The sequence below is a fragment of the Mesorhizobium sp. CA12 genome (genome assembly GCF_020165255.1).
Taxonomy (GTDB): Bacteria; Pseudomonadota; Alphaproteobacteria; order Rhizobiales; family Rhizobiaceae; genus Mesorhizobium.
Genome location: NZ_JAIUHT010000017.1, coordinates 38978 through 61530 on the forward strand (window position 1 = coordinate 38978; position 22553 = coordinate 61530).

The following is a 22553-nucleotide window of genomic DNA, read 5'->3' on the forward strand; positions in this document are numbered from 1 at the left end:
CTCTTTTGCGCCGGCTTTTACCACGCGTCTCCGCTGCTGACCAATGCGACACGATTGTGCCAGCGTCGAAGCGCGAGTTCCTCGCCCCTGCCAAAGGCGGGGGAGAGGTGGCCGCGAAGCGGACGGAGAGGGGGCCTTCGTAGGGCGCTCTCCTCTCCGTCTCGGCTTCGCCGAGCCACCTCTCCCCACTGCGTGGGGCGAGGAACCCTCACGGCTGCCCGTGCCCCGACAAGATCTGCGCCGCGCCCCTGATCGCCACACGGAACGCCTCGTCGAAGCTGACGCCGCGCACCTGCCAGCGATAGGTCTTGCCGCGGTCGGCCAGCCGCCAGTCGGCGATCCAGCCGAGTTCCTTGTCGCTCCATACGATGCTGCCGGCGAGCGCTCGGCCCGCTCCCGCTTTTTTTGCGAGCTTATCGAGTCTTGCCATATCGGCGGCCGCGAGCGCCTTTTCCTCAAGGCCGCCGAGCTGGCTGGCCTTTGGAAAGACAATGCGCATCAGCAGTGGACTTGTGGCGTTGGCGAAGGATTCCCTCATGGTCTTGCCCAGGTCCTCATCCGCCGTCAGCACGAAATGCCGCGAGCCCTGCTCGGCGGTCATGAAGACGGCGATAGGCGGCCGCTCGCCGAGCCAGGGCCGGCTGCCGAGCTGCGCCAGCAGCTTGTCGATGACAGCTGGCTTGTAGAGGCAGGTGAGATCATGCGGCCTGTCATGCGTGCCTTGCTCGTCATGGATCGGGATGCCTTCGAGCCGGTCGTGATAGCGGAAGGACTGCACGAAGTCGGCCGCCTTGTCGCGCAGAGCCAGCATCTCCGTCTTCTGCGTCAGGCGCTGGTCGCCCGAAACCTTGACCAGCACCTTGTCGAGGCATTCCTTGAAGCCGATCTCGCGATTTGCCTCGCCGGTGCCGGTGACGATCGCCTGCGCCTGGTAGAGCTCGGCGATTGTCGCGGCGCGGACCGGCAGTCCCAGACATAGGAGACCGACCAATCCAACCGCAAAGCGGAAAATTCCAGGCATGTCGATCTGCTCGAAACCTGTCGGGCGCGGGCACAGTGCTTTGCCGGTTACCTAACATCTGGCGCTGCCGCCCGCCAGCGCAAGGAGCGCCCCCCAGTAACCGCCGCCATTGACGCGTCTCCATGCCGCCTTTAGCACTTCTCTCCCCCGGCGGGCGGAGAGAGGGATTCTCTGGTGATGGATTTTGGCGGAGGCGACGAGATCCGCTTCGAGCGGCTGGGCAGAGCGGGTGTGGTCACTTTGACCCGACCCAAGGCGCTCAACGCCGTCACGCACAACATGGTCAAGGCGCTCGGCAGGGCGCTCGACGCCTGGGAGCAGGACACGGGCCTAGGTTTTGTCGTCGTCAAGGCCGAGGGCAGGGCGTTTTCCGCCGGCGGCGACATCCTGCATATCTACGAGGCCGGCCGCGCCGGCGAACCTCCGGTCGATTTCTTCGCCGACGAGTACCGGCTCAACGCCCGCATCGCGCGCTTCAAAAAACCTTATATCGCTTTGATCGACGGCATCGTCATGGGCGGCGGCGTCGGCATTTCCTTCCATGGCTCGCATCGCGTGCTGACCGAAAACGCGCAGTTCGCCATGCCGGAGGTCGGCATCGGCTTTTTCCCGGATGTCGGCGCCAGCCATTTGCTGCCGGATCTCGGCGGCTCCTTCGGCATGTATCTCGGGCTGACCGGGAATCGCATCCGCCACGGCGATGCGCTTTGGTCGGGGCTTGCGACGCACACAATCAAGGCGCAAGACCAGGCGGGCTTGCTCGACGAGCTGGCGACCAGCAACGATCCGGATGCCGAGCTGCGCAATTTCTTCGTGCCGGCAAAACGCGAGACGGAGCAGCAGGACCTGGATTCGATCGCACGCCATTTTTCGCAAAGCTCGCTTGCCGATATCATCGCCAGCCTCGAGGAAGCCGCCGCCGGCGATGCTTTCGCCGCCAGGACGCTTGCCACGATCAAGACCCGTTCGCCGACCAGCCTAAACGTCGCCTGGCGCGAGATCAGCGCCGGCTCGACACTGTCGATGGACGAATGCATGAAGATGGAGTTCCGCATCCTCAACCGCATGCTTGCCGGCCATGATTTCTATGAAGGCATCCGCGCCGCCATCATCGAAAAAGGCTCGAAGCCCGAGTGGCGGCCCGCACGCCTGGATGAGGTCCGGACGGCCGACATCGACGCCTATTTCGCGCCGCTCGGGGACAAGGAGCTTGCCCTGTGAGCGAGGTCACCTCCAGGCGCGTGGTGCTTCAGCCCTCGACCACCGAGGTCATCTTCGCCTGGTTCCAGCGCGTCATCGCCGGCTACTGCCTGTTGTTCGGCATCCTCTATTGGATCCGCCTCATCGGCATTTATCCGGGCGAGATGTGGCGCTTCGACCTGATGCCGGTGCACTGGCAGGTGGCGGCGGCCATGCTCGCTGTGTTCTTTCCCTTCGCCGCCGCCGGCCTCTGGATGCTGGCATCGTGGGGGCCGGTGATCTGGTTCATCTGCGCCGCGACCGAGACGGTGATGTATGCCGGTTTCCCCGATCTCTTCGGCCACCGCCTGCTGATCGTGATCTCGCACGCCTGCGTGGCCTTGCTCTACATCGTCTTTCGCGTCACCATCTGGCTGCAGAAGCGCCGGCTCCGCCAATGAGCATGATGCCGAAAAGTGTGAAGCGGTTTTCGGACGACATCATGCGCCACCCATAAAGCCGGCCGAGGGCCGGCCTTCGGGGCCGATTTCGCGGCCCCGTTTCACTGGAAAATCAATTGGCTAAATCTTTAGGTTAATTGTTCTTGCTCGGGTGACCGATCGTTAAGCGTCTTCCGAAACCTCTTACCGGTAAGCTCTTGTTAGCCCTGACGTTTAAGTCGAATTTTATGAGTATTCGATAGTGTCGCGATCAAGGTGAAAAACAAAAAATCACCAAGGCGACAAACGAGAGGCAAAGACAATGATCAATTCGCGTCCGGCGGCGAAGACCGCAAACGTATCCGACGATCGCCGCGAGGCTATCCGCTCGCTTTACATGGAATCGCTGCAGCTGGTGGAGCGTCTGCACCGCCGCCTGCTTGACGTGATCAAGGACGAGTTCGACCGCAACGGCCGTTCCGACATCAACGCCATCCAGGCGCTGCTGCTCTTCAACATCGGCAATTCGGAACTGACCGCCGGCGAGCTGCGCTCGCGTGGCTATTATCTCGGCTCGAACGTCTCCTACAATCTGAAGAAGCTGGTCGACCTCGGCTTCATCAACCACCAGCGCTCGCGCATCGACCGCCGTTCGGTCCGCGTCTCGCTGACGCCGAAGGGCAACGAGGTGGCCGACGTCGTCGCCGGCCTATATGAGCGCCATGTCGGCTCGATCGAGGCGGTCGGCGGCATCAACACCGACGAGTTCAAGCAGATGAACCGCGCGCTGCAGCGGCTCGACCGCTTCTGGAACGATACGATCGCTTACCGGATGTAAGAACTAAGCGACTGATATTGCTTGGTGTACGGGCATATTGGGCACGCAGAAGGATAATGGGCGGCAAAATGCCTACCGGCGCGCTGATTGCGTGCTCACTGCGTGCCATATTCTACCGAGCAGCGAGTGGAACGAATCCTGCTCGGGGAGGTGGTAGCTGAGGAGCCGACGCCGTTCCTCTGCCAGGATACGGCTTTGGTGAAGCGCAGGCGTCGGGGCTTTCCTTGGCCTTCCCTTGCAATCGCCGTCAGACGGGAAATCTGGTCATCCGTCAGCGCATCGAGCGGCGGTTTGGGTACATCGAAGTCAGCGTTGACGTCGCGGCTCTTCTGTGCGCTCCAGGCTGTAGCCGTCTCCGCGCTTTGCCTGGGCGACCTGTTCGGCCCACCACTGGTCGACTTCTGGCACGATTCCGTCGGTGCCGGTTACCTGTTCAACGATTTGCAGCAGTTCAGTCAGGATGGTCTTGCTGTTGCGCAAGCCCTTCGGTCGGCCGCGGCCATCCGCCTGTTTGTCAGCGGTGAACGGGGTCCCAACGGCACGACATTGGGCCGGGTTTTACCCGGGTTTTTCTGATGAAGGGTTTTGCGGCTAGTCACCTTAAAGTATAGGCTGCGTCACAAAGAAGAGGCAGCAGATTGCCTCGGGCATTGTGGGGGAATGTGCATGCCAACCGAATTCATCGTCGGAAAGATTCCAGATCGAAGCATAATCGAGCTTTTTGATGCGATCATGGAAAAATTCGGAAAGAGCAATCACAGTTATAATATGGCGGATCTGTCATTTCAGGATCCGCCAGAGATCCTGAGAAATGCCAAATATCCAAGCTACGCAATTAATGCCGGGCATGTATCCACTGCGGACGATAAATTCACGATCCACGTCAGTAGGAACCACAACAGTTCTCCCTATTTCGATTTGATTAGGGTCAATACCGCGACCAATGCGAACCGTCCAACTCCTCAACAATTTCTGGAAATGGAAGAATTGGTCCGGGCCAAGGTAAAGTTCCCCGACGCGAGTATCCAGTTCGCAAAGGACAACCAGCTCACTGGAATCTTGGAGAAGGAGGTGTCTTCGCTGGCCTCTCTGCATCAGAAGCTCATCGCCGATGCCATCGAACTCAGGCAGAAACTCGATTCGGAAGACGCGGAGCGCCGCAAGGCATTGGAGGCCAGAACGCTAGAGGTGGAAACAGATCTGGCGACGAAGGAGAATGACAGCATTACGCGAATAGCACACGAACGAAGTGAGCTCGATGCGAAACTCAAAGAGTTCGACTTTTCTGACCATATGCGAGCACGTCGACAACTCCGTGAGCAAATCACGGGGCAGGTGCAGGAATTTCTGGTGCGAGACCCATCGACTTTTCAATCCTCGCGAAAGCTCCTGACTGTCGTGCTTATCTGCATTGCTGGTGCCTGCGCGTCTGGGCTGCTGGCGTTTGAAAGCTTCCAGTCGTTCATTACGCTGGCGGGAGCAAGAACATTGCCCGCTGTATCCGAACAACTCGGGAATAGCTCTCCGCCACCACTTTCGGGGCAAATGAGCTCAAAATCACAGTCTGGAATTAGCGAGGAGACTTCGAAATCAGCCCCTAAAAACATGGCAACGGTTGAAAGTGGGAGCGTGATCCGGGATGCGGACCACACCTTCCTGCTGTGGATGCTGGCGTTGCGCGGGCTGGTATTGTCGGCAGTAACGGTCGGATTCCTTGCCTACCTAATAACCTTCCTTCGCAAGTCATATGAGAGTGAAGTGACGACACTTCGCGATCTGCAGCGCTATGGAATGGACATAAACCGCGCAAGTTGGGTTATTGAGACTGCAATGGAGATGACCACTAAGGAAGGCGCTCAGTTGCCGGAGATATGGGTCGAGGGAGCCTGTGCCGGCCTATTCCAGAATGGGCGGGGAGATGACAAGGAAGTAGGGTCACTCGCTGCGCTTGGGGCGGTCATGGGCCTCGGCCCGGAGGTTTCAATCGGTCCAAATGGAGCGAGTTTAAAACTCCAGCCGAAGGCGGCAAAGAAGGCCGCGAACGAAGGTTAGGGGTCCTCGCAACCTTGTAGCGATTGTCGTCATCCGGCACGCAGTGACGGAAAGACGTGTCGCAACGTCATGGCGGGGCAAAGCGATGGATTTCGTCCCACGGCAGCTTGCGGCTCTCGCGAATGTAGTCGTCGTTAAGAGCGCTACCGTCACGAGAGTTGAAGGCCAAGCGAACGTCCTTGTAAATGACATTGGGTGCTGGGGGGTAACCCTGCTTGAACCAGTTCATGAACCACGTCTTCCAAATTTTGCAATATCCGACCTGCTTCAACATGGAGCTGAAATGGCGCGCTTCGCTCTCTGAAGTGTCAACCCGTGATAGCATAATCAGATTTGCCATAACTGCGTTGAAGCCCATCGTGTTGATCCTCTCACTCGGCAGCCATAAGGTGAGCTTGTCCTGAGCGGCGACCGCTTTGTCCATTGCCTTGATGACGTTCATCCGCTGAAACGGGTTGTCCAAGGGCTTGAAGTCGTAGCCAAGATCAGTTGCCTCAACGATAATCATCTGAAGGTTCTGTGTCGACCTTACGTCGAAGCCTATGTACCCGCCCGTGAGATCGATTGTATTGCAAAGCGCCGTCCAATCATCGAGAAAGCCCTCAAACGTGTGATTAAGGTCGGAGGCGGTTAATGCTTGCAGCGCAATTTTGGCCTGCGCCGCCGTTTGCCAAGCGGCATAAGCAGAAGCCACTGCAGAGATCGCGGACAAGGCTATGCCAGCAACAATCGAATACCTCTCAAATTTATTCACGCCCATGTCTCCCCAGAGCCCCCCGCAATATAGATGTCGTTCGGGCTGGGGATAACTTTTAGTTGCTGGAATCCACAACCTGCGTTGGCATTGTAAGGGGTGCGGTCCGATTGGCCAGCCCCGGGAGGTTGGCGCGCAACTGAGACGCGAGGTCGGGGCGGGGGCTTCGGGCAAACCAGCATCGCGCGATGCAAAAAAGCATCGCTGCCATTTCTTTCACCTTCCCACCGCAGGCAAATCGCGGGCCAAGGCCACGTTGCCGCCATAATCGCGGTCAATGCGGTTTGTGAGTGACGCTGCGGGCCTGTGCCTTGCGCTCCTTGGAATCTGCGTTGCGGCAGCGCGTTTCTGGCGGCCGACCGATGCGGGTCATGGTTGGCGAATTGTTAAGTTTGCCACCCCTAGAGTGCGGACAAGCCGCCCGGCAAGCGATTGAGCGAGAGCGATTAAGCAAAGAATGTCTGCCATGAGAACCAGCCGCCGTTTCTTCCTTACCGGAGCCTCCGCGCTCGCCGCCGCATTGGTCGCCGGCCAGGCGAGCGCCCAGGACGTGATCGGGGACATCCTGAAATCCTCGACACGCGGCAATTGGGACGATCAGTTTGACGCGCGCGGCACCGACACCAACAAGGTCGCTTCGACGCTGCCGATCTTCAGCCTGCAGACGGTGGCCTTCACCGAGCAGGCGGTGGCGCAGTACCAGAACATCGTCTCCCAGGGCGGCTGGGAGCAGGTTCCGGCCACCAAGAAATTGCAGCTTGGCGACGACGATCCGGATGTCGTGCCGTTGCGCAAGCGCCTGATGGTCTCGGGCGACCTGCCGCAGAGCGCCGGCATTTCGACGGCCTTCGATTCCTATGTCGACTCGGCGGTAAAGCGCTTCCAGCTCCGTCATGGCCTGCCGGCCGACGGCGCCATGGGCAAATACACCTACGCCGCGATGAACGTGTCGGCGCAGGTCCGGCTCGGCCAGTTGCAGACCAACCTGCAGCGCCTGAAGGAAAAGGCCGGCACGCTGGGCGACCGTTACGTGCTGGTCGACATTCCGGGCGCCCAGGTCGAAGCGGTCGAGAACGACCGCGTCGTGCTGCGCCACACCGCGATCGTCGGCAAGATCGACCGCCAGACGCCGATCGTGAACTCGAAGATCAACGAGATCATCGTCAACCCATACTGGAATGCGCCGGTCTCGATCGTGCGCAAGGACATCATTCCGCTGATGCGGAAGGACCCGAACTACCTCAAGGACAGCCACATCCGCCTGTTCGCGCCGGATGGCAGCGAGGTCGATCCGATGACCATCGACTGGTCGACGGACGACGCCGCGAAATACCGTTTCCGCCAGGATCCCGGCGCCGGCAACGCCATGGCCTCGGTCAAGATCAACTTCCCGAGCCCGGACGGCGTCTACATGCACGACACGCCGCAGCAGAGCCTGTTCGGCAAGCTGATGCGCTTCGATTCCTCCGGCTGTGTGCGTGTCCAGAACGTGCGCGACCTCGTCACCTGGATCCTGCGCGACACGCCCGGCTGGGACCGCCAGCATTTCGAGGCGGCGATCAAGACCGGCGAGAACACGCCGATCCAGGTCGTCAACCCGGTGCCGGTTCACTTCCTCTATCTGTCAGCATGGTCGACGGCTCCGGGCGTCGTGCAGTTCCGCGACGACATTTACGGCCTCGACGGCGCCGCCGAGCTGCAGATCAGCTCCGCGCTTTAAGTGTCTGATCTAAAAAGAAAAAGGCCGCTCTTGTAGCGGCCTTTTCGTTCGGGTCAGCCGCAACTGCCAGCAAGCAGAACGACAGCCTCGGTGCTGGACGGCGCGCCTTCAATTGCGCATGATCGGATTAAATCAGCGATCGAACCGGCTTCAGGTTTGCCGGCATCGAGGCCGAGCGCGCCGAACTGTAGGGCATACTCCGCCGTGGCGACATCAACGACCATACGGCGCGCAACCTGTTCACTGAAATCACCTTCTCAGAGGCGATGCGGAAGCCGCGAACCGCGCGATTAGCACCCACTCGACTTGTCCTGACGCAAACCGGCCAGCAAATTTCGCGCCGCAAACGTGGCGGGCCGAAAACAACTGTGTTAATGCGCGGCGACCTCGCAGACCTCCGGCCCCAAGGGAAAGCAAGCCATGTCTAATGCCGCGGCAGCCTCCGCCAAATTCGAATCCTTCTTCGAGACCACGCTTGCCGATGCCGATCCGGAAATCTTCGGCGCCATCCGCAACGAGCTCGGCCGCCAGCGCCATGAGATCGAGCTGATCGCTTCCGAAAACATCGTGTCGCGTGCCGTGCTGGAGGCGCAGGGCTCGATCATGACCAACAAATACGCCGAGGGCTATCCAGGCAAGCGCTACTATGGCGGCTGCCAGTTCGTCGACGTGGCCGAGGAACTGGCCATCGAGCGCGCGAAGAAGCTGTTCGGCTGCAACTTCGCCAATGTCCAGCCGAATTCGGGCAGCCAGATGAACCAGGCAGTGTTCCTGGCGCTGCTCCAGCCCGGCGACACTTTCATGGGTCTCGACCTGAATTCGGGCGGCCATCTCACTCACGGCTCGCCGGTCAACATGAGCGGCAAGTGGTTCAAGGTCGTCTCCTACGGCGTGCGCAAGGACGATCACCTGCTCGACATGGACGCGATCGAGAAGACCGCGCATGAGACGAAGCCGAAGCTGATCCTGGCCGGCGGCACCGCCTATTCGCGCATCTGGGACTGGAAGCGTTTCCGCGAGATCGCCGATTCGATCGGCGCTTACCTCATGGTCGACATGGCGCATATCGCCGGTCTCGTCGCCGGCGGCATGCATCCGTCGCCGCTGCCCCACGCCCATGTCGTGACCACGACGACCCACAAGTCGCTGCGCGGCCCGCGCGGCGGCATGATCCTGTGCAATGACGAGGAAATCGCCAAGAAGATGAACTCGGCGGTGTTCCCGGGCCTGCAGGGCGGGCCGCTGATGCATGTCATCGCCGCCAAGGCGGTGGCGCTCGGCGAAGCGCTGAAGCCGAGCTTCAAGGCCTATGCCGAAAGCATCGTCGCGAACGCCAAGGCGCTGGCCTCCAGCTTGCAGGAGACTGGCCTCGACATCGTCTCGGGCGGCACCGACAATCACCTGATGCTGGTCGACCTTCGTCCGAAGAACGCCACCGGCAAGCGCGCGGAGGCAGCCCTTGGCCGCGCCAACATCACCTGCAACAAGAACGGCATCCCATTCGATCCGGAAAAGCCGTTCGTCACCTCTGGCGTGCGCCTCGGCACGCCGGCCGGCACCACGCGCGGCTTCGGCCAGGCCGAGTTCCGCGAGATCGGCAAGCTGATCGCCGAGGTGCTGGACGGGCTGAAGGCGGCGAATTCCGATGAGGGCAACGCGGCGGTCGAGGCTGCTGTGAAGGCCAAGGTCACGGCGCTGACCGATCGCTTTCCGCTCTATCCCTATCTCGGTTGACCGGGCGCTGCGCGTCATCTTTTATCCTGCGCTTGCGCCGCTCCTGTGGGCGGCGCGGCTTACTGGAGATCCGATGATGCGTACTTCCCGTCTCGCTGCGGCTTTGCTTGGCCCGCTTGCCGCCTTCGCCACCTCCGCCGCGATGGCTCAGGACGAAACCAAGCCGAATGCTGATCTGCCCGCCACCAGCACCTTCGGCCGGTGGACCACCATCATCGATACGCTCGATACCGGGCAGGACGCGCACAAGACCTGCGCCGCCTCGACGGCTTTCCTCGACGGCAACGGCAATGCCGGATCCCTGACGCTGTCGATCTCGACCGGCGACGCGCTGCCGCCGGATGCCTATCCGGCCATCATGTTCATCATCGACAACAAGACCTTGCCGACCGGCGACAAGATCGCCGCGACTTTCGGCGACCCCGGCGTGAAGGTCGCCGCGACGGTCACCTCCAACGCCGCCGCCGGCGGCCGCCCGAGCTGGATGGTCGACAACCAGGCCAAGACCAGCCTGGCCTTGCTGCGCGCCATGCGCAAGGTCACCTCGCTCGATGTGACTTTCGGCAAACAGGCCGTCGCCAGCATTCCGATGGATGGCTTCACCAAGGCTTATCGCAATCTCGGCACGTCCTGCGGGTTTTCGACCAAGGACGTCGCGCCCTGACGTTGCCGGCCTTGGCAGGGCGCTGGCAATTGTGCTTGCGCCTCGCTATCTCTGATAGGAAGGCTCCGCGCTTTGCCATAGCGGCAAAACAAACTAAGCCTTCCGGCATCCTACAGAATCGCCAAACCGAAAGCTTCCCATGCGCTGTCCCTATTGCCAGTCCGAAGATACGCAGGTGAAGGATTCGCGTCCGGCCGAGGATGGCGCCGCCATCCGCAGACGCCGCGTCTGCCCTGATTGCGGTGGTCGTTTTACCACCTTCGAGCGCGTGCAATTGCGTGACCTCGTGGTTATCAAGAAGTCCGGGCGCAAGGTGCCGTTCGACCGCGACAAGCTGCTGCGCTCGGTCGAGATCGCGGTGCGTAAGCGCAATGTCGATCCCGAGCGCATCGACCGCGCCGTCACCGGCATCGTGCGCCAGCTCGAAAGCTCCGGCGAAACCGAGGTTGCCTCGGGCGAGGTCGGCCGGCTGGTCATGGAGGCGCTGAAATCGCTCGATGACGTTGCCTATGTCCGCTTCGCCTCGGTCTACCGCAATTTCCGCGAGGCCAAGGATTTTCACGAGCTGCTGGGCGAATTGAAGGGCGACGAGGAGAAGACCGAAGAGGACGCCGGCTGATCATGGCGGGACAGCGACTGGACGAGGCCGCGCAGGCGGCCCTTGATCGCCGTTTCATGGCCGCGGCCATCAGGCTGTCGCGCCGCAATGCCGGCCGCACCTCAACCAACCCTTCCGTCGGCACCATTATCGTGCGCGACGACGGCGCCGGCCCGATGATCGTCGGCACCGGCGTGACGGCCGTGGGCGGCCGCCCCCATGCCGAGACCGAAGCGCTTGCCGAGGCCGGCGAGCTTGCGCGCGGCGCTACAGCTTACGTGACTTTGGAGCCCTGCGCCCATCACGGCCGCACGCCGCCCTGCGCCAACGCGCTGGTCAATGCCGGCATCGCCCGCGTCGTCGGTGCGGCGAGCGATCCCGATCCGCGCGTCTCCGGCAAGGGCTACGCCATCCTGCGCGCCGCCGGCGTCGAGGTGGCGGAGAAGGTGCTGGCCACCGAGGCCGCCGAGCAGATGGCCGGCTATCTGATTCGTTCTCTGAAAAAACGCCCGGAAGTGACTCTGAAGCTTGCGCTTTCGAGCGACGGCAAGATCGGCCGCAAAGGCGCCGGACAGATCGCCATCACCGGCGAGATCGCCCGGCGCGACGTCTATCTGATGCGCGCCGAGGCGGACGCCATCCTGATCGGCATCGGCACCGCGCTCGAGGACGATCCGGCGCTGACCGTGCGCCTGCCCGGACTGGAGAACCGTTCGCCGGCGCGCATCGTCCTCGATCGCCAGATCCGGTTGCCGGAGACGTCGAAGCTGGTCTCGGGCGTCGACCGCGTGCCGCTCTATGTCGCTGCTTGCCCAGAGGCCGATGCGCACCGGCGGGCGTCGCTCGAACGCGCAGGCGTGCACTTCATCGGCACGGAAACCTATGAAAGCGAGATAGCCTTGCCGGAGTTGCTGGAGGATCTGGCTGCACTCGGCATGGCGAGCGTTTTGGTCGAAGGCGGCGCCAGGGTGGCCAAGGCCTTCCTGGAGGAAGACCTGGTCGACCGCATCGTCCTGTTCCAGGGGCCGGAGGCGATCGGCGAGGACGGCATTGCATCGCCCATCGACGCCGACCATATCCCGGCAGGCTTTCGCAAATTGCGCGACATGCGGTTTGGCGAGGACAGCTATGCCGAATGGGTAAGACTATGATCGCGAAAAGCGCAAACGGGTCTTGGACGAGATCATGGTCAAAATGAAAGACACTCTGTGATGTTTACAGGAATTGTCACGGATGTGGGCGCTATCGCTTCGGTGAAGCCGCTGGCGGAAGGCATCGGCCTGCGCATCGACACCGCCTATGATCCCGAGACCATCGCGATTGGCGCCTCGATCTCTTGCGGCGGCGTTTGCCTGACGGTCACGGCGCTGCCCGAGCACGGCTCGAATGCGCGCTGGTTCGAGGTCGAGGCCTGGGAGGAAGCGCTGAGACTGACCACCGCGTCGAGTTGGAAGCCCGGCACCAGGATAAATCTCGAACGCGCGCTGAAGATCGGCGACGAACTCGGCGGCCACATCGTCTCCGGTCATGTCGACGGCACCGCCGAAATCGTCGAGCGCAAGGAGGAGGGCGATGCCGTGCGCTTCACCCTCGAAGCGCCGCGCAATCTGGCGAAGTTCATCGCGCCCAAAGGGTCGGTCGCGCTCGACGGCACCTCGCTTACCGTCAACAAGGTCGAAGCGACCCGCTTCGACGTGCTCCTCATCCATCATTCGCTAAGCGTCACCACCTGGGGCGAGCGCCAGGCCGGCGACCGCGTCAACATCGAGATCGACACTATGGCCCGCTATGCCGCGCGCCTGGCGGAGGCCGCGAAAGAGGGGCTGTGATGGATCCCAAAGGAGCTGAAGAGACCGTCGAGCGCCGGCAGATGACTCTCGACGCGTTGGCGGATGTCGATGCCGGCAGAGTGATAAAACACCAGGAAGTCGAGGCTTGGGTCAAAAGCCTGGTGGATCGCGCGGATCTCGCAACGCGTCAGCCTGAATAGGTCACAGAACGTCGCGCCGCAGCATCTTCCGCTTGCGGTCAACACGGCTTCGGCCTAAGTCACCGGCAACCCCCCGGAGACTTTTATGGCTGGCACATCCCAACACGGCAAAGCGTTCATTCGCCCGAAGGCGAAGGCGCATCTGCTCATTGTCGAAGCGCGCTTTCACGACGATCTCGCCGACGCCCTGCTCGAAGGCGCGACAGGCGCGCTCGACGAAGCCGGCGCCACTTATGACGTGGTGACGGTTCCCGGCTCACTCGAAATACCGGCCGTTATAACCTTCGCGCTCGATGGAGCGGCCGAAGGCGGCACGCATTACGACGGTTTTGTTGCGCTCGGCACCGTCGTCCGCGGCGACACCTATCATTTCGACATCGTCGCCAATGAATCGAGCCGTGCTCTGATGGATCTTTCGGTGCAGGAGGCGATCGCGATCGGCAACGGCATCCTGACGACCGAGAACGACGCGCAGGCATGGGCGCGCGCGCGCAAGACGGAAGGCGACAAGGGCGGCTTCGCGGCGCGCGCGGCGCTGACCATGATCGCGCTCAAAGAGAAATTCGGAGCCCAATCGTGACCGATCCCGCCTCGACCGGTGCGGTGCGCCACGCCAACAAGCGTGGTGCCGCTCGTCTTGCCGCCGTCCAGGCGCTCTATCAGATGGATGTGGCCGGCAGCGGCGTCTTCGAGATCACGGCCGAATACGAAGCCTTCCGCCTCGGCAAGGAAGTCGACGGCGCGCTCTATCGCGAGGCCGACGCGCAATGGTTCCGCGCCATCCTGACGGGCGTCGTCGAGAACCAGAAGACCATCGATCCCGTCATCCGCCAGGCGCTCACCGAGGACTGGCCGCTGTCGCGGCTGGATTCGACGTTGCGCGCCATCCTGCGCGCCGGCGTCTATGAATTGATGAAGCGTGACGACGTCCCGGTGGCCGTGATCGTCTCCGAATATGTCGACATCGCCAAGGCCTTTTACGAGGAAGACGAGCCGAAGCTGGTCAACGCCGTACTGGATCGCGTTTCGCGCCGGGTTCGCGGCGAGGGGCGCGGCAAGGACGCTTCGTGACGACCGCAACGGCCGCGGTCGCCGAGACCGGCAGGGAAGGGCGTCGCACGGCGGTGCTGCTTGCCGCAGCGCAGGCGATCGTCGGTTCGGCCGCGCCGATCGCCATTTCGCTGGGCGCGCTTGCCGGGCAATATCTGCTCGGTCCAGACAAGTCGCTCGCGACAGCGCCGGTCACCGGTTTCAATATCGGCGTGGCGCTGGGAGCCTTGCCGGCCGCCGCCATCATCCGCCGGCTCGGGCATCGCGGCGGCTTCATGACCGGCACCATCGTTACCGCGCTCGGCGGCCTGATCGCGACGCTTGCGCTCTTCCAAGGGAGCTTCTGGCTGTTCGCCTTCGGCCTCTGCGTCATTGGCGTCGGTGGCGCCTTCGTCCAGCAATTCCGCTTCGCGGCCGCCGACAATGCGCCGCCGGAATTCAAGGCGCGCGCCATCTCCTTCGTGCTGGCGGGCGGCATCATCACCGCCGTCCTCGGGCCGCAGATCGTCATCTACACGCGCGAATTGCTGGCTCCGGTAATGTTTGCCGGGTCCTTCGCCTCGATCCTGCCCCTGGCGGCGGTTGGCGCGCTCATCCTGTCGTTCCTGCGGGTTTCCTCCCGGACCGGCACCGTCACTGAAACCGCTGCAAGCGATGCCCGCCCGTTGATTGAAATCGTCGCCCAGCCGCGTTTCGTCGCCGCGTTGTTCTGCACCGTCGGCAGCTACGCGCTGATGAGCTTCGTCATGACCGGCGCGCCGCTCGCCATGGTCGGCTGCGGCCTGTCGGAAGACAATGCCACGCTTGGCATTTCCTGGCACGTCATGGCCATGTTCGGGCCGAGCTTCTTCACCGGTACGCTGATCCATCGCTTCGGCGCCGAGCACATCGTCGCCACGGGCCTTATCCTGCTGATTGGCTGTGCTGCCGTGGCGCTTTCCGGCTTGGCGCTGTGGCAGTTCTGGACGGCGCTGATCCTGCTCGGGCTTGGCTGGAATTTCGGCTTCATCGGCGCCACGTCGATGGTCGCGGCCAGCTACCGGCCCTCCGAGAAGAGCAAGGTCCAGGGTTTCCACGACTTTGCCCTGTTCGGCTCCGTCGCCTTTGCCTCGCTGATGTCGGGCGCGATCTACAACGCCTGGGGCTGGACCATGCTGAACTGGATCGTCTTCCCGGTCGTCGCGCTCTGCTTTGCCGCGCTCGGCACGTTGAAGTTGGTGGGCGCTCCCAAATCTTGAAGAAGGCGCCCGACCAGCTCTTCCGGCCTCTTGAACAACCTGCCTGAACGACCGGCGTCAGGCATCCGGGGGGAGCACCTGCAGGACCCGCGCGATGAACATGTGGAACTCCTGCATATAGTTGCGCAGGAATGTCTCTGTTGACGCCACCGTCACCTCGCCATCGTCGGTGATCAGCCCCGGGGCGAACTGAATGTAGGCTTCGGGCGAGTTCATCTGGGGCGCGTTGCAGAAGCTGAGCACGCTGCGCAGGCTCTGTTGGGCGACCGCGGTTGCGATCGCGCCCGGCGATGTTCCGATGACGGCAGTCGGTTTGCGGGCAAAGGAGTTCTTGCCGTAGGGCCGGCTGGCCCAGTCGATTGCATTCTTCAGGCCGCCGGGGATCGATCGGTTGTACTCCGGCGTGACGAAAAGCACCGCCTGGACGGATGCGATGGCTTTCTTGAACTCCAGGGCGACAGGCGGGAAGGCGGCGTCATAGTCGTAGCTGTAGAGCGGCAAGTCCTTGAAGGGGATTTCCGTCATCTCAAGTTCCGGCGGCGCCAGTTTGACGAGAGCCTTCGCAAGCTTGCGGTTGATGGAGCCCTTGGCGAGGCTGCCGATGAGGTAGCCGACTTTGTGCTTGGCCATGACACACTCCTGTTTTGGCCGCCGACCCGCCTTTCCCAATATTTCGCAAAACAGGGTAAGCCGCCAGCCGGCCTTAGGTCGGCATCGCGCTATGTTGGGTGGAACAGTGCTTTTGTCGGATCGAACAAAATTATTGCGCCTGTCCCCCAAGTTATGAAACCGTGTACCCCGACTGCCCGTCATAGCCGTGCTCATATACAGCCACCGATCAATCGGTTCACAGCAAGGGATTTCACAATGTTTTCAATCGGAAAGCTCGCCGTAGCAGCCATTGCGCTCGGCCTTGCCACTGCCTCGGCCAGCGCCCAGGTGGTCGTCTCCTCGAAGATCGATACCGAAGGCGGGGTGCTGGGCAATATCATCCAGCTCGTGCTCAACGCCAACAACATCAAGACGACCGACCGGATCCAACTCGGCGCGACGCCCGTGGTGCGCAAGGCGATCACCGCCGGCGAGATCGACATCTATCCCGAATATACCGGCAATGCCGCCTTCTTCTTCCAGAAGGCCGACGATCCGGTCTGGAAGGACGCCGCCAAGGCCTACGAAACCGCCAAGAAGCTCGACTATGACGCCAACAAGATCGTCTGGCTGTCGCCGTCGCCGGCCAACAACACCTGGGCGATCGCGCTGCGCAAGGAAGTGGCCGACGAGAACAAGCTCGTCACCTTGACCGACTTCGGCAAATACGTCGCGGGCGGCGGCAAGGTTGTGCTGGCGGCCTCCGCCGAGTTCGTCAATTCGGCGGCGGCGCTCCCGGCCTTCCAGACGACATACGGCTTCACGCTGAAGCCGGACCAGCTGATCACGCTCTCCGGTGGCGATACCGCGGCGACCATCGCAGCCGCCGCCAACCAGACCAACGGCGCCAACGCCGCCATGGTCTATGGTACCGATGGCGGCATCCAGCCTTCCGGCCTCGTCGTGCTCGAGGACGACAAGGCTGTGCAGCCCGTCTATCAGCCCGCACCGATCATCCGGGAAGAGGTCCTGAAGCAGCATCCCGAGATCGAGACGCTGCTGAAGCCGGTCTTCGCCAAGCTCGATCTCGTCACGTTGCAGGGGCTCAACGGCCGCGTTCAGCTGGGCGGCGAGCCGGCGAAGGGGGTCGCGGAGGATTTTTTGAAGAAGAACGGGTTTTTGAAGTAAGATAAGCCCGCCTTGAAAAGCGAGAAGTCGTTGCGAGGCGCCCCCCTCTGTCCTGCCGGACATCTCCCCCTCAAGGGGGGAGATTGGCTGTTGCTGCGCCTCGCTCCCTTCTCCGGCCTTGGTGATTGGCGAAGGCTCTCGCGACATCTGATCTCCCCCCTAGAGGGGGAGATGGCCGGTAGGCCAGAGGGGGGCGCCTCGCGCAAACGCGCGTCATGATCCTGCGCCTCGACAAGCTCGGCGTCGTCATTGCCGCGATCGTGGCCTATGCCGCGTTCCTCGCCCCATTCGCCACGTTCCGCGCCAACCGTATCGTGCCCGGGCAGGCGCGCTCGATCCTCGAAGCGCTGCCGTCCATGCTTGGCATGCTATTGCTGGCGATAGTGACAGGGGCCGCGATCGTCGCCCTGCTCAGGACGCCGCTTTTGCTCAGGCTCATCGCCGGCGTCGTGGCGCTGGTCGCGCTATCGGTCCTGATCGGTGTTGCCGGCGGTTTTCTGACGCCCGCCGGCAACACCTTCGCTCGCGTCTCGCCGGCTTCGGGTTTCTGGCTGCTGATCTTTGCCTTCACCTTGCTCCTCGCCGATGTGCTGACCAGGCTGAACCTGTCACCCAGGGCGCGCGTCGGCGTGCTCGTGCTTGCCGCTTTGGCCATTGCCGCGCTGCTCGTTTCGGGACGTTGGGACAGTCTTTCCATCCTCAAGGAATATGCAGGCCGCGCCGACAGTTTCTGGGCTGAAGCTTCCAAGCACGTCACGCTCGCGCTTGGTTCGCTGGCCGGCGCGGTCGTGGTCGGGATACCGCTCGGCATCTTGTGCCATCGCGTCGAGAAGCTGCGGGCAGGGGTGCTCAACGTGCTCAACATCATCCAGACCATTCCGTCGATCGCGCTCTTTGGCCTGCTGATCGCGCCGCTCGGCTGGGTCGCCCTGCACGTGCCGGGTGCCGCCGCGGTCGGCATCAGGGGCATCGGCACCGCGCCGGCCTTTGTCGCGCTGTTCCTCTATTCGCTGCTGCCGGTGGTGGCCAACACCGTGGTGGGACTCGCCGGCGTGCCACGCGCCGCCAACGACGCCGCGCGCGGCATGGGCATGACCGATCGCCAGCGCCTCTTCGATGTCGAGTTCCCGCTCGCCTTTCCGGTGATCCTGACCGGCATCCGCATCGTGCTTGTTCAGAACATCGGGCTTGCCACTATCGCCGCGCTGATCGGCGGCGGCGGCTTCGGCGTGTTTGTTTTCCAGGGTGTCGGCCAGACGGCGATGGATCTGGTGCTGCTCGGCGCGCTGCCGACCGTGGCGCTGGCCTTTGCTGCGGCGATCATCCTCGACGCGGTCATCGAGATGACCGCCACCAAGCGCAGGGTTGAAACGGCATGATCGAAATCGAAGGCATTACCAAGCGCTATGACGAGACGACGGTGGTCGACAATGTTTCGATGGTCATCGAGCCTGGAACCGTCGCCACCATCGTCGGCACGTCAGGGTCCGGCAAGACGACGCTGCTCCGGATGATCAATCGGCTGGTCGAGCCGACCTCCGGCGTCATCAAGCTCGACGGCGCCGACAACCGCTCGGTGCCCGGCTATCAGCTGCGCCGCAGCATCGGCTACGCCATCCAGGGGCATGGCCTGTTTCCACACCGCACGGTAGCGCAAAACATTGCCACCGTGCCGTTGCTGCTCGGTTGGGACCGAGACCGCATCAAGGCGCGCGTCGACGAGTTGATGACGCTCTACCAGCTCGACCCGCAGGCTTACGGGCCGCGCTACCCGCACGAGCTTTCCGGCGGGCAGCAGCAGCGCGTCGGCGTTGCCCGCGCTTTGGCCGCCGAGCCAAACGTGCTTTTGATGGACGAGCCCTTCGGCGCGCTCGACCCGATCATCCGCACCAAGGCGCAGGAGGATCTGCTGGCGATCCAGAAGCGCTTCGGCACCACCATCATCCTCGTCACCCACGACATGGAAGAAGCGGTGCATCTGGGCGACAAAATAGCCGTCATGGATGCGGGCAAGCTGGTGCAATACGCAAAGCCGGCGGAGATTCTGGCCAGGCCTGCGAACGGCTTCGTCGAGACACTGGTCGGCGCCAGCGAAAGGCCGTTCCGGCTGCTGTCGCTGGGGCCAGTGCGCGACGCCGTGGAGCCCGGCAGTGCCGAAGGCGAGGCGATCCGCGGCGAAGCCACGCAGCGCGACGCCCTGGCCGAGCTGTTGTGGTCAGGACGCCCGGCGCTGCCGGTGAAAGGCGCCGACGGCAAGCTGCTCGGTCGGGTCACCATCGAAGGCCTGGTGAAACGCGCGGCGAGGCCGCAATGAAAGCCCGCCTGCCTGCGATGCTGAGGCTGGCTGTTCTCTTGCTGCTGGCGGTCTTCATCACCAGCCCGAACTGGTTCGAGCCGCTGCTGAAACCGCTGACCGAGAATGGTGCGCCGGCGATCTACAACCAGGGCAGCCTGCTGACGCTGACATTGCAGCATCTGCGGATCGTGCTGATGGCGACAGTGGCGGCGACGATCGTGGCCGTGGCTTTAGCCATCCTGGTCACCAGGCCGGCCGGCGCCGAGTTCCTGCCCTTGTCGCGCAGCCTGGTCAATATCGGCCAGACCTTCCCGCCGGTTGCGGTGCTGGCGCTTGCCGTGCCGGCCGTCGGCTTCGGCGAGAAGCCGACGCTGATCGCGCTCTTCCTCTACGGCCTGCTGCCGATCTTCGAGAATGCGCTGACGGCGCTCACCACGCTGCCCGGCAACGTGATGGAAGCGGCGCGCGGCGCAGGCATGACCGGCTGGCAAAGGCTGATGAAGGTCGAGCTGCCGCTGAGCGCCCCGGTGATCCTCGGCGGCATCCGGCTCTCGGTGGTCATCAGCCTCGCCACCGCGACCATCGGCTCAACGGTTGCCGCCAAGACGCTCGGCGAGGTGATAATCGCCGGCCTGATCTCGAACAACCTTGCCTTCGTGCTGCAGGGCGGCCTGATCGTCGCGGCGCTTGCCGTGCTGATCTATGACGGCCTGTCGGCGATCGAACGCTACGCCGCGCGGCGTATGGGGCAGGGGGCGGAGTAGCTGGTTGGTCGGCAATACCCGGCGTCATTTCAATCGATCTAATTCGAAGCCTGCGCCGACACAGCTATTGGCACCATCGTCTTTTGGGCGAAAGCCGGGCAAAAACCGAACAATATCTTGACGTTCCAAGCCCTGTTTCGCATACACCCCAGCCAAGGGGTGGATTCCGCATGCGGCATCCATCTCCGTTCCAACGGCCCAGGGAGGGGTTCTTTTGGGCCATCAATCGAGGAAAATCCGGCAATGACCATCATTACCGCCGTCATCGCCTGCGGCCTGCTGTCAGTTCTGTACGCCATCTGGGCGACACGTTCGGTCCTTGCGTCCGATCAGGGCAATCAGCGCATGCAGGAAATCTCCGCCGCCATCCGCGAAGGCGCCCAGGCTTACCTGGCGCGCCAGTACACGACCATCGCGATCGTCGGCATCGTCGTTCTCCTGCTTGCCTGGTGGCTGCTTTCGATCACCGCCGCCATCGGCTTCCTGATCGGCGCGGTGCTCTCGGGCGCCGCCGGTTTCATCGGCATGCATGTCTCGGTGCGCGCCAATGTGCGAACCGCGCAAGCCGCTTCGAACAGCCTTGCCGCCGGCCTCGACATCGCCTTCAAGTCGGGCGCCATCACCGGCATGCTGGTAGCGGGCCTGGCGCTGCTTGGCGTCTCGATCTACTACTTCATCCTGACCGGCCCGATGGGCCTGCAGCCGAACGACCGCGTCGTCATCGACTCACTCGTCGCCCTCGGCTTCGGCGCCTCGCTGATCTCGATCTTCGCCCGTCTCGGCGGCGGCATCTTCACCAAGGGCGCCGACGTCGGCGGCGATCTCGTCGGCAAGGTCGAGGCCGGTATCCCCGAAGACGATCCGCGCAACCCGGCCACCATCGCCGACAATGTCGGCGACAATGTCGGCGACTGCGCCGGCATGGCCGCCGATCTGTTCGAGACCTATGCGGTGACCGTCGTCGCCACCATGGTGCTCGCCGCCATCTTCTTCGGCGGTACCGCGATGCTGGGGGCCGCGATGCTCTATCCGCTGGCCATCTGCGGCGCCTGCATCCTGACCTCGATCGTCGGCACCTTCTTCGTCAAGCTGGGTTCCAACGGCTCGATCATGGGCGCGCTCTATAAGGGCCTGATCGTCACCGGCCTGCTGTCGATCGTCGGCCTCGCCGCCGCTACATCGGCCACGCTCGGCTGGGGCGAGGTCGGCACGGTCGCCGGCATCGTCATCACCGGCAAGAACCTGTTCATCTGCGGCCTGATCGGCCTGCTAGTGACCGGTTTGATCGTGGTGATCACCGAATACTACACCGGCACCAACAAGCGCCCGGTGAACTCGATCGCCCAGGCCTCGGTGACCGGCCACGGCACCAACGTCATCCAGGGCCTCGCGGTCTCGCTGGAATCGACGGCGCTGCCGGCCATCGTCATCGTCGGCGGCATCATCGCCACCTATCAGCTCGGCGGCCTTTTCGGCACAGCGATCGCGGTCACCACCATGCTCGGGCTGGCCGGCATGATTGTGGCGCTCGACGCTTTCGGCCCGGTCACCGACAATGCCGGCGGCATTGCCGAAATGGCCGGCCTGCCCAAGGAAGTCCGCCACTCGACCGACGCGCTCGACGCCGTCGGCAACACCACCAAGGCGGTGACCAAGGGCTACGCCATCGGCTCGGCCGGCCTCGGCGCGCTGGTGCTGTTCGCCGCCTACTCGAATGATCTCAGGTTCTTTGCCGCCAATGGCGATAAGTACCCCTACTTCCAGGGCATGGGCGAGATCTCGTTCGATCTCTCCAACCCGTATGTCGTCGCCGGCCTCATCTTCGGCGGCCTGATTCCCTATCTGTTCGGCGGTATCGCGATGACCGCCGTCGGTCGCGCCGCCGGCTCGATCGTCGAGGAAGTGCGCAAGCAGTTCCGCGAGGACAAGGGCATCATGGCCGGCACCTCGAAGCCGAACTATGCGCGCGCCGTCGACATCCTGACCAGGGCGGCGATCCGGGAAATGATCATTCCGTCGCTGCTCCCGGTGCTGGCGCCGCTCGTCGTCTATTTCGGCGTGCTGCTGATCTCGGGCTCGAAAGCCTCGGCCTTCGCGGCGCTCGGCGCCTCGCTGCTCGGTGTCATCGTCAACGGCCTCTTCGTCGCCATCTCGATGACCTCCGGAGGCGGCGCCTGGGACAACGCCAAGAAGTCGTTCGAGGACGGCTTTACCGACAAGGACGGCGTCAAGCACCTGAAGGGTTCGGAAGCGCACAAGGCCTCGGTCACCGGCGACACCGTCGGCGATCCCTACAAGGACACCGCCGGCCCGGCCGTCAACCCGGCGATCAAGATCACCAACATCGTCGCGCTGCTCCTGCTCGCCGTGCTCGCGCACGGCTGATCGCGGCGGCTATTCCATGACAAAGCCCGCGGGAGCGATCCTGCGGGCTTT

The 22553-nt window shown here is 63.0% G+C and carries 24 protein-coding genes; 20 read left to right on the forward strand and 4 right to left on the reverse strand.

The window, feature by feature from the left end; all coding sequences use genetic code 11:
- Positions 1-208: 208 nt before the first annotated feature.
- Complete coding sequence (locus tag LB520_RS23850) at positions 209-1021, reverse strand: DUF2066 domain-containing protein (protein ID WP_224639600.1); 813 nt, start codon at positions 1019-1021, stop codon at positions 209-211.
- 177 nt (positions 1022-1198) lie between these two features.
- Here LB520_RS23850 and LB520_RS23855 point away from each other — a divergent pair, with 177 nt between their 5' ends.
- The 5 genes from LB520_RS23855 to LB520_RS23875 all read left to right on the forward strand — a co-directional run bounded on the left by LB520_RS23855 (position 1199) and on the right by LB520_RS23875 (position 5530).
- Positions 1199-2242, forward strand: coding sequence for an enoyl-CoA hydratase/isomerase family protein (locus LB520_RS23855; RefSeq protein ID WP_224639601.1), 1044 nt, complete (start codon positions 1199-1201; stop codon positions 2240-2242).
- Positions 2239-2661, forward strand: a complete 423-nt coding sequence (locus tag LB520_RS23860; RefSeq protein WP_140842678.1) for a DUF6163 family protein — start codon at positions 2239-2241, stop codon at positions 2659-2661. The genes LB520_RS23855 and LB520_RS23860 overlap by 4 nt, the downstream gene beginning before the upstream one ends.
- A gap of 301 nt (positions 2662-2962) precedes the next feature.
- Complete coding sequence (gene ldtR / locus LB520_RS23865; protein ID WP_040983294.1) at positions 2963-3478, forward strand: transcriptional regulator LdtR; 516 nt, start codon at positions 2963-2965, stop codon at positions 3476-3478.
- Positions 3479-3604: 126 nt separating this feature from the next.
- On the forward strand, positions 3605-4054 hold the full coding sequence (locus LB520_RS23870; protein WP_224639602.1) for a hypothetical protein: 450 nt from the start codon (positions 3605-3607) through the stop codon (positions 4052-4054).
- Positions 4055-4144: 90 nt separating this feature from the next.
- Positions 4145-5530 (forward strand): hypothetical protein, encoded by a 1386-nt coding sequence (locus LB520_RS23875; RefSeq protein WP_224639603.1) that lies wholly within the window; start codon positions 4145-4147, stop codon positions 5528-5530.
- A gap of 67 nt (positions 5531-5597) precedes the next feature.
- On the opposite strand, the gene LB520_RS23880 is transcribed toward LB520_RS23875, so the two are convergent.
- Positions 5598-6284, reverse strand: coding sequence for a hypothetical protein (locus LB520_RS23880; RefSeq protein WP_224639604.1), 687 nt, complete (start codon positions 6282-6284; stop codon positions 5598-5600).
- 466 nt (positions 6285-6750) lie between these two features.
- Between LB520_RS23880 and LB520_RS23885 the strand changes: the two genes are divergently transcribed.
- Positions 6751-8004: a murein L,D-transpeptidase gene (locus LB520_RS23885; RefSeq protein ID WP_224639605.1), complete on the forward strand. Its 1254-nt coding sequence runs from the start codon at positions 6751-6753 to the stop codon at positions 8002-8004.
- A 53-nt stretch (positions 8005-8057) separates the two neighbouring features.
- On the opposite strand, the gene LB520_RS23890 is transcribed toward LB520_RS23885, so the two are convergent.
- The gene (locus LB520_RS23890; RefSeq protein WP_224639606.1) at positions 8058-8228 is read right to left on the reverse strand and encodes a hypothetical protein; all 171 of its coding nucleotides are present in this window, start codon (positions 8226-8228) and stop codon (positions 8058-8060) included.
- 196 nt (positions 8229-8424) lie between these two features.
- On the opposite strand from LB520_RS23890, the gene glyA reads away from it, so the two are divergent.
- The 9 genes from glyA (at position 8425) to LB520_RS23935 (ending at position 15278) form a co-directional block, all read left to right on the forward strand.
- Positions 8425-9738 carry a serine hydroxymethyltransferase gene (gene glyA, locus LB520_RS23895; RefSeq protein ID WP_224639607.1) on the forward strand — a complete coding sequence of 438 codons (1314 nt, stop codon included), beginning with the start codon at positions 8425-8427 and terminating at the stop codon, positions 9736-9738.
- A gap of 76 nt (positions 9739-9814) precedes the next feature.
- Positions 9815-10402 carry a hypothetical protein gene (locus LB520_RS23900; RefSeq protein ID WP_411969936.1) on the forward strand — a complete coding sequence of 196 codons (588 nt, stop codon included), beginning with the start codon at positions 9815-9817 and terminating at the stop codon, positions 10400-10402.
- Between the two features lie 139 nt (positions 10403-10541).
- Positions 10542-11021 carry a transcriptional regulator NrdR gene (gene nrdR, locus LB520_RS23905; protein ID WP_059184872.1) on the forward strand — a complete coding sequence of 160 codons (480 nt, stop codon included), beginning with the start codon at positions 10542-10544 and terminating at the stop codon, positions 11019-11021.
- Between the two features lie 2 nt (positions 11022-11023).
- Complete coding sequence (gene ribD / locus LB520_RS23910) at positions 11024-12151, forward strand: bifunctional diaminohydroxyphosphoribosylaminopyrimidine deaminase/5-amino-6-(5-phosphoribosylamino)uracil reductase RibD (RefSeq protein WP_224639609.1); 1128 nt, start codon at positions 11024-11026, stop codon at positions 12149-12151.
- Between the two features lie 60 nt (positions 12152-12211).
- Entirely contained in the window at positions 12212-12829 is a 618-nt protein-coding gene (locus tag LB520_RS23915) for a riboflavin synthase (RefSeq protein ID WP_224639610.1), read from the forward strand.
- Positions 12829-12990, forward strand: a complete 162-nt coding sequence (locus LB520_RS23920; protein WP_224608442.1) for a hypothetical protein — start codon at positions 12829-12831, stop codon at positions 12988-12990. The genes LB520_RS23915 and LB520_RS23920 overlap by 1 nt, the downstream gene beginning before the upstream one ends.
- 85 nt (positions 12991-13075) lie before the next feature.
- Positions 13076-13570: a 6,7-dimethyl-8-ribityllumazine synthase gene (ribH, locus tag LB520_RS23925; protein ID WP_140641425.1), complete on the forward strand. Its 495-nt coding sequence runs from the start codon at positions 13076-13078 to the stop codon at positions 13568-13570.
- Complete coding sequence (gene nusB, locus LB520_RS23930) at positions 13567-14061, forward strand: transcription antitermination factor NusB (RefSeq protein ID WP_224639611.1); 495 nt, start codon at positions 13567-13569, stop codon at positions 14059-14061. Before ribH ends, nusB begins: the two co-directional genes overlap by 4 nt.
- A complete protein-coding gene (locus tag LB520_RS23935) occupies positions 14058-15278 on the forward strand; it encodes an MFS transporter (protein ID WP_224639612.1) in 1221 nt (406 codons plus the stop codon). Before nusB ends, LB520_RS23935 begins: the two co-directional genes overlap by 4 nt.
- Positions 15279-15335: 57 nt before the next feature.
- Here the strand turns inward: LB520_RS23935 and LB520_RS23940 are convergent, their stop codons facing one another.
- Complete coding sequence (locus tag LB520_RS23940; protein ID WP_224530686.1) at positions 15336-15908, reverse strand: NADPH-dependent FMN reductase; 573 nt, start codon at positions 15906-15908, stop codon at positions 15336-15338.
- Between the two features lie 237 nt (positions 15909-16145).
- On the opposite strand from LB520_RS23940, the gene LB520_RS23945 reads away from it, so the two are divergent.
- From LB520_RS23945 to LB520_RS23965, 5 genes are all read left to right on the forward strand, one after another.
- Positions 16146-17057: an ABC transporter substrate-binding protein gene (locus LB520_RS23945; protein WP_224639613.1), complete on the forward strand. Its 912-nt coding sequence runs from the start codon at positions 16146-16148 to the stop codon at positions 17055-17057.
- A gap of 215 nt (positions 17058-17272) precedes the next feature.
- Complete coding sequence (locus LB520_RS23950; protein WP_224639614.1) at positions 17273-18436, forward strand: ABC transporter permease; 1164 nt, start codon at positions 17273-17275, stop codon at positions 18434-18436.
- A complete protein-coding gene (locus tag LB520_RS23955) occupies positions 18433-19371 on the forward strand; it encodes an ABC transporter ATP-binding protein (protein WP_224639615.1) in 939 nt (312 codons plus the stop codon). The genes LB520_RS23950 and LB520_RS23955 overlap by 4 nt, the downstream gene beginning before the upstream one ends.
- Positions 19368-20117, forward strand: coding sequence for an ABC transporter permease (locus LB520_RS23960; RefSeq protein ID WP_224530674.1), 750 nt, complete (start codon positions 19368-19370; stop codon positions 20115-20117). The genes LB520_RS23955 and LB520_RS23960 overlap by 4 nt, the downstream gene beginning before the upstream one ends.
- 243 nt (positions 20118-20360) lie before the next feature.
- Positions 20361-22502: a sodium-translocating pyrophosphatase gene (locus tag LB520_RS23965; protein ID WP_224639616.1), complete on the forward strand. Its 2142-nt coding sequence runs from the start codon at positions 20361-20363 to the stop codon at positions 22500-22502.
- Positions 22503-22553: the final 51 nt, after the last annotated feature.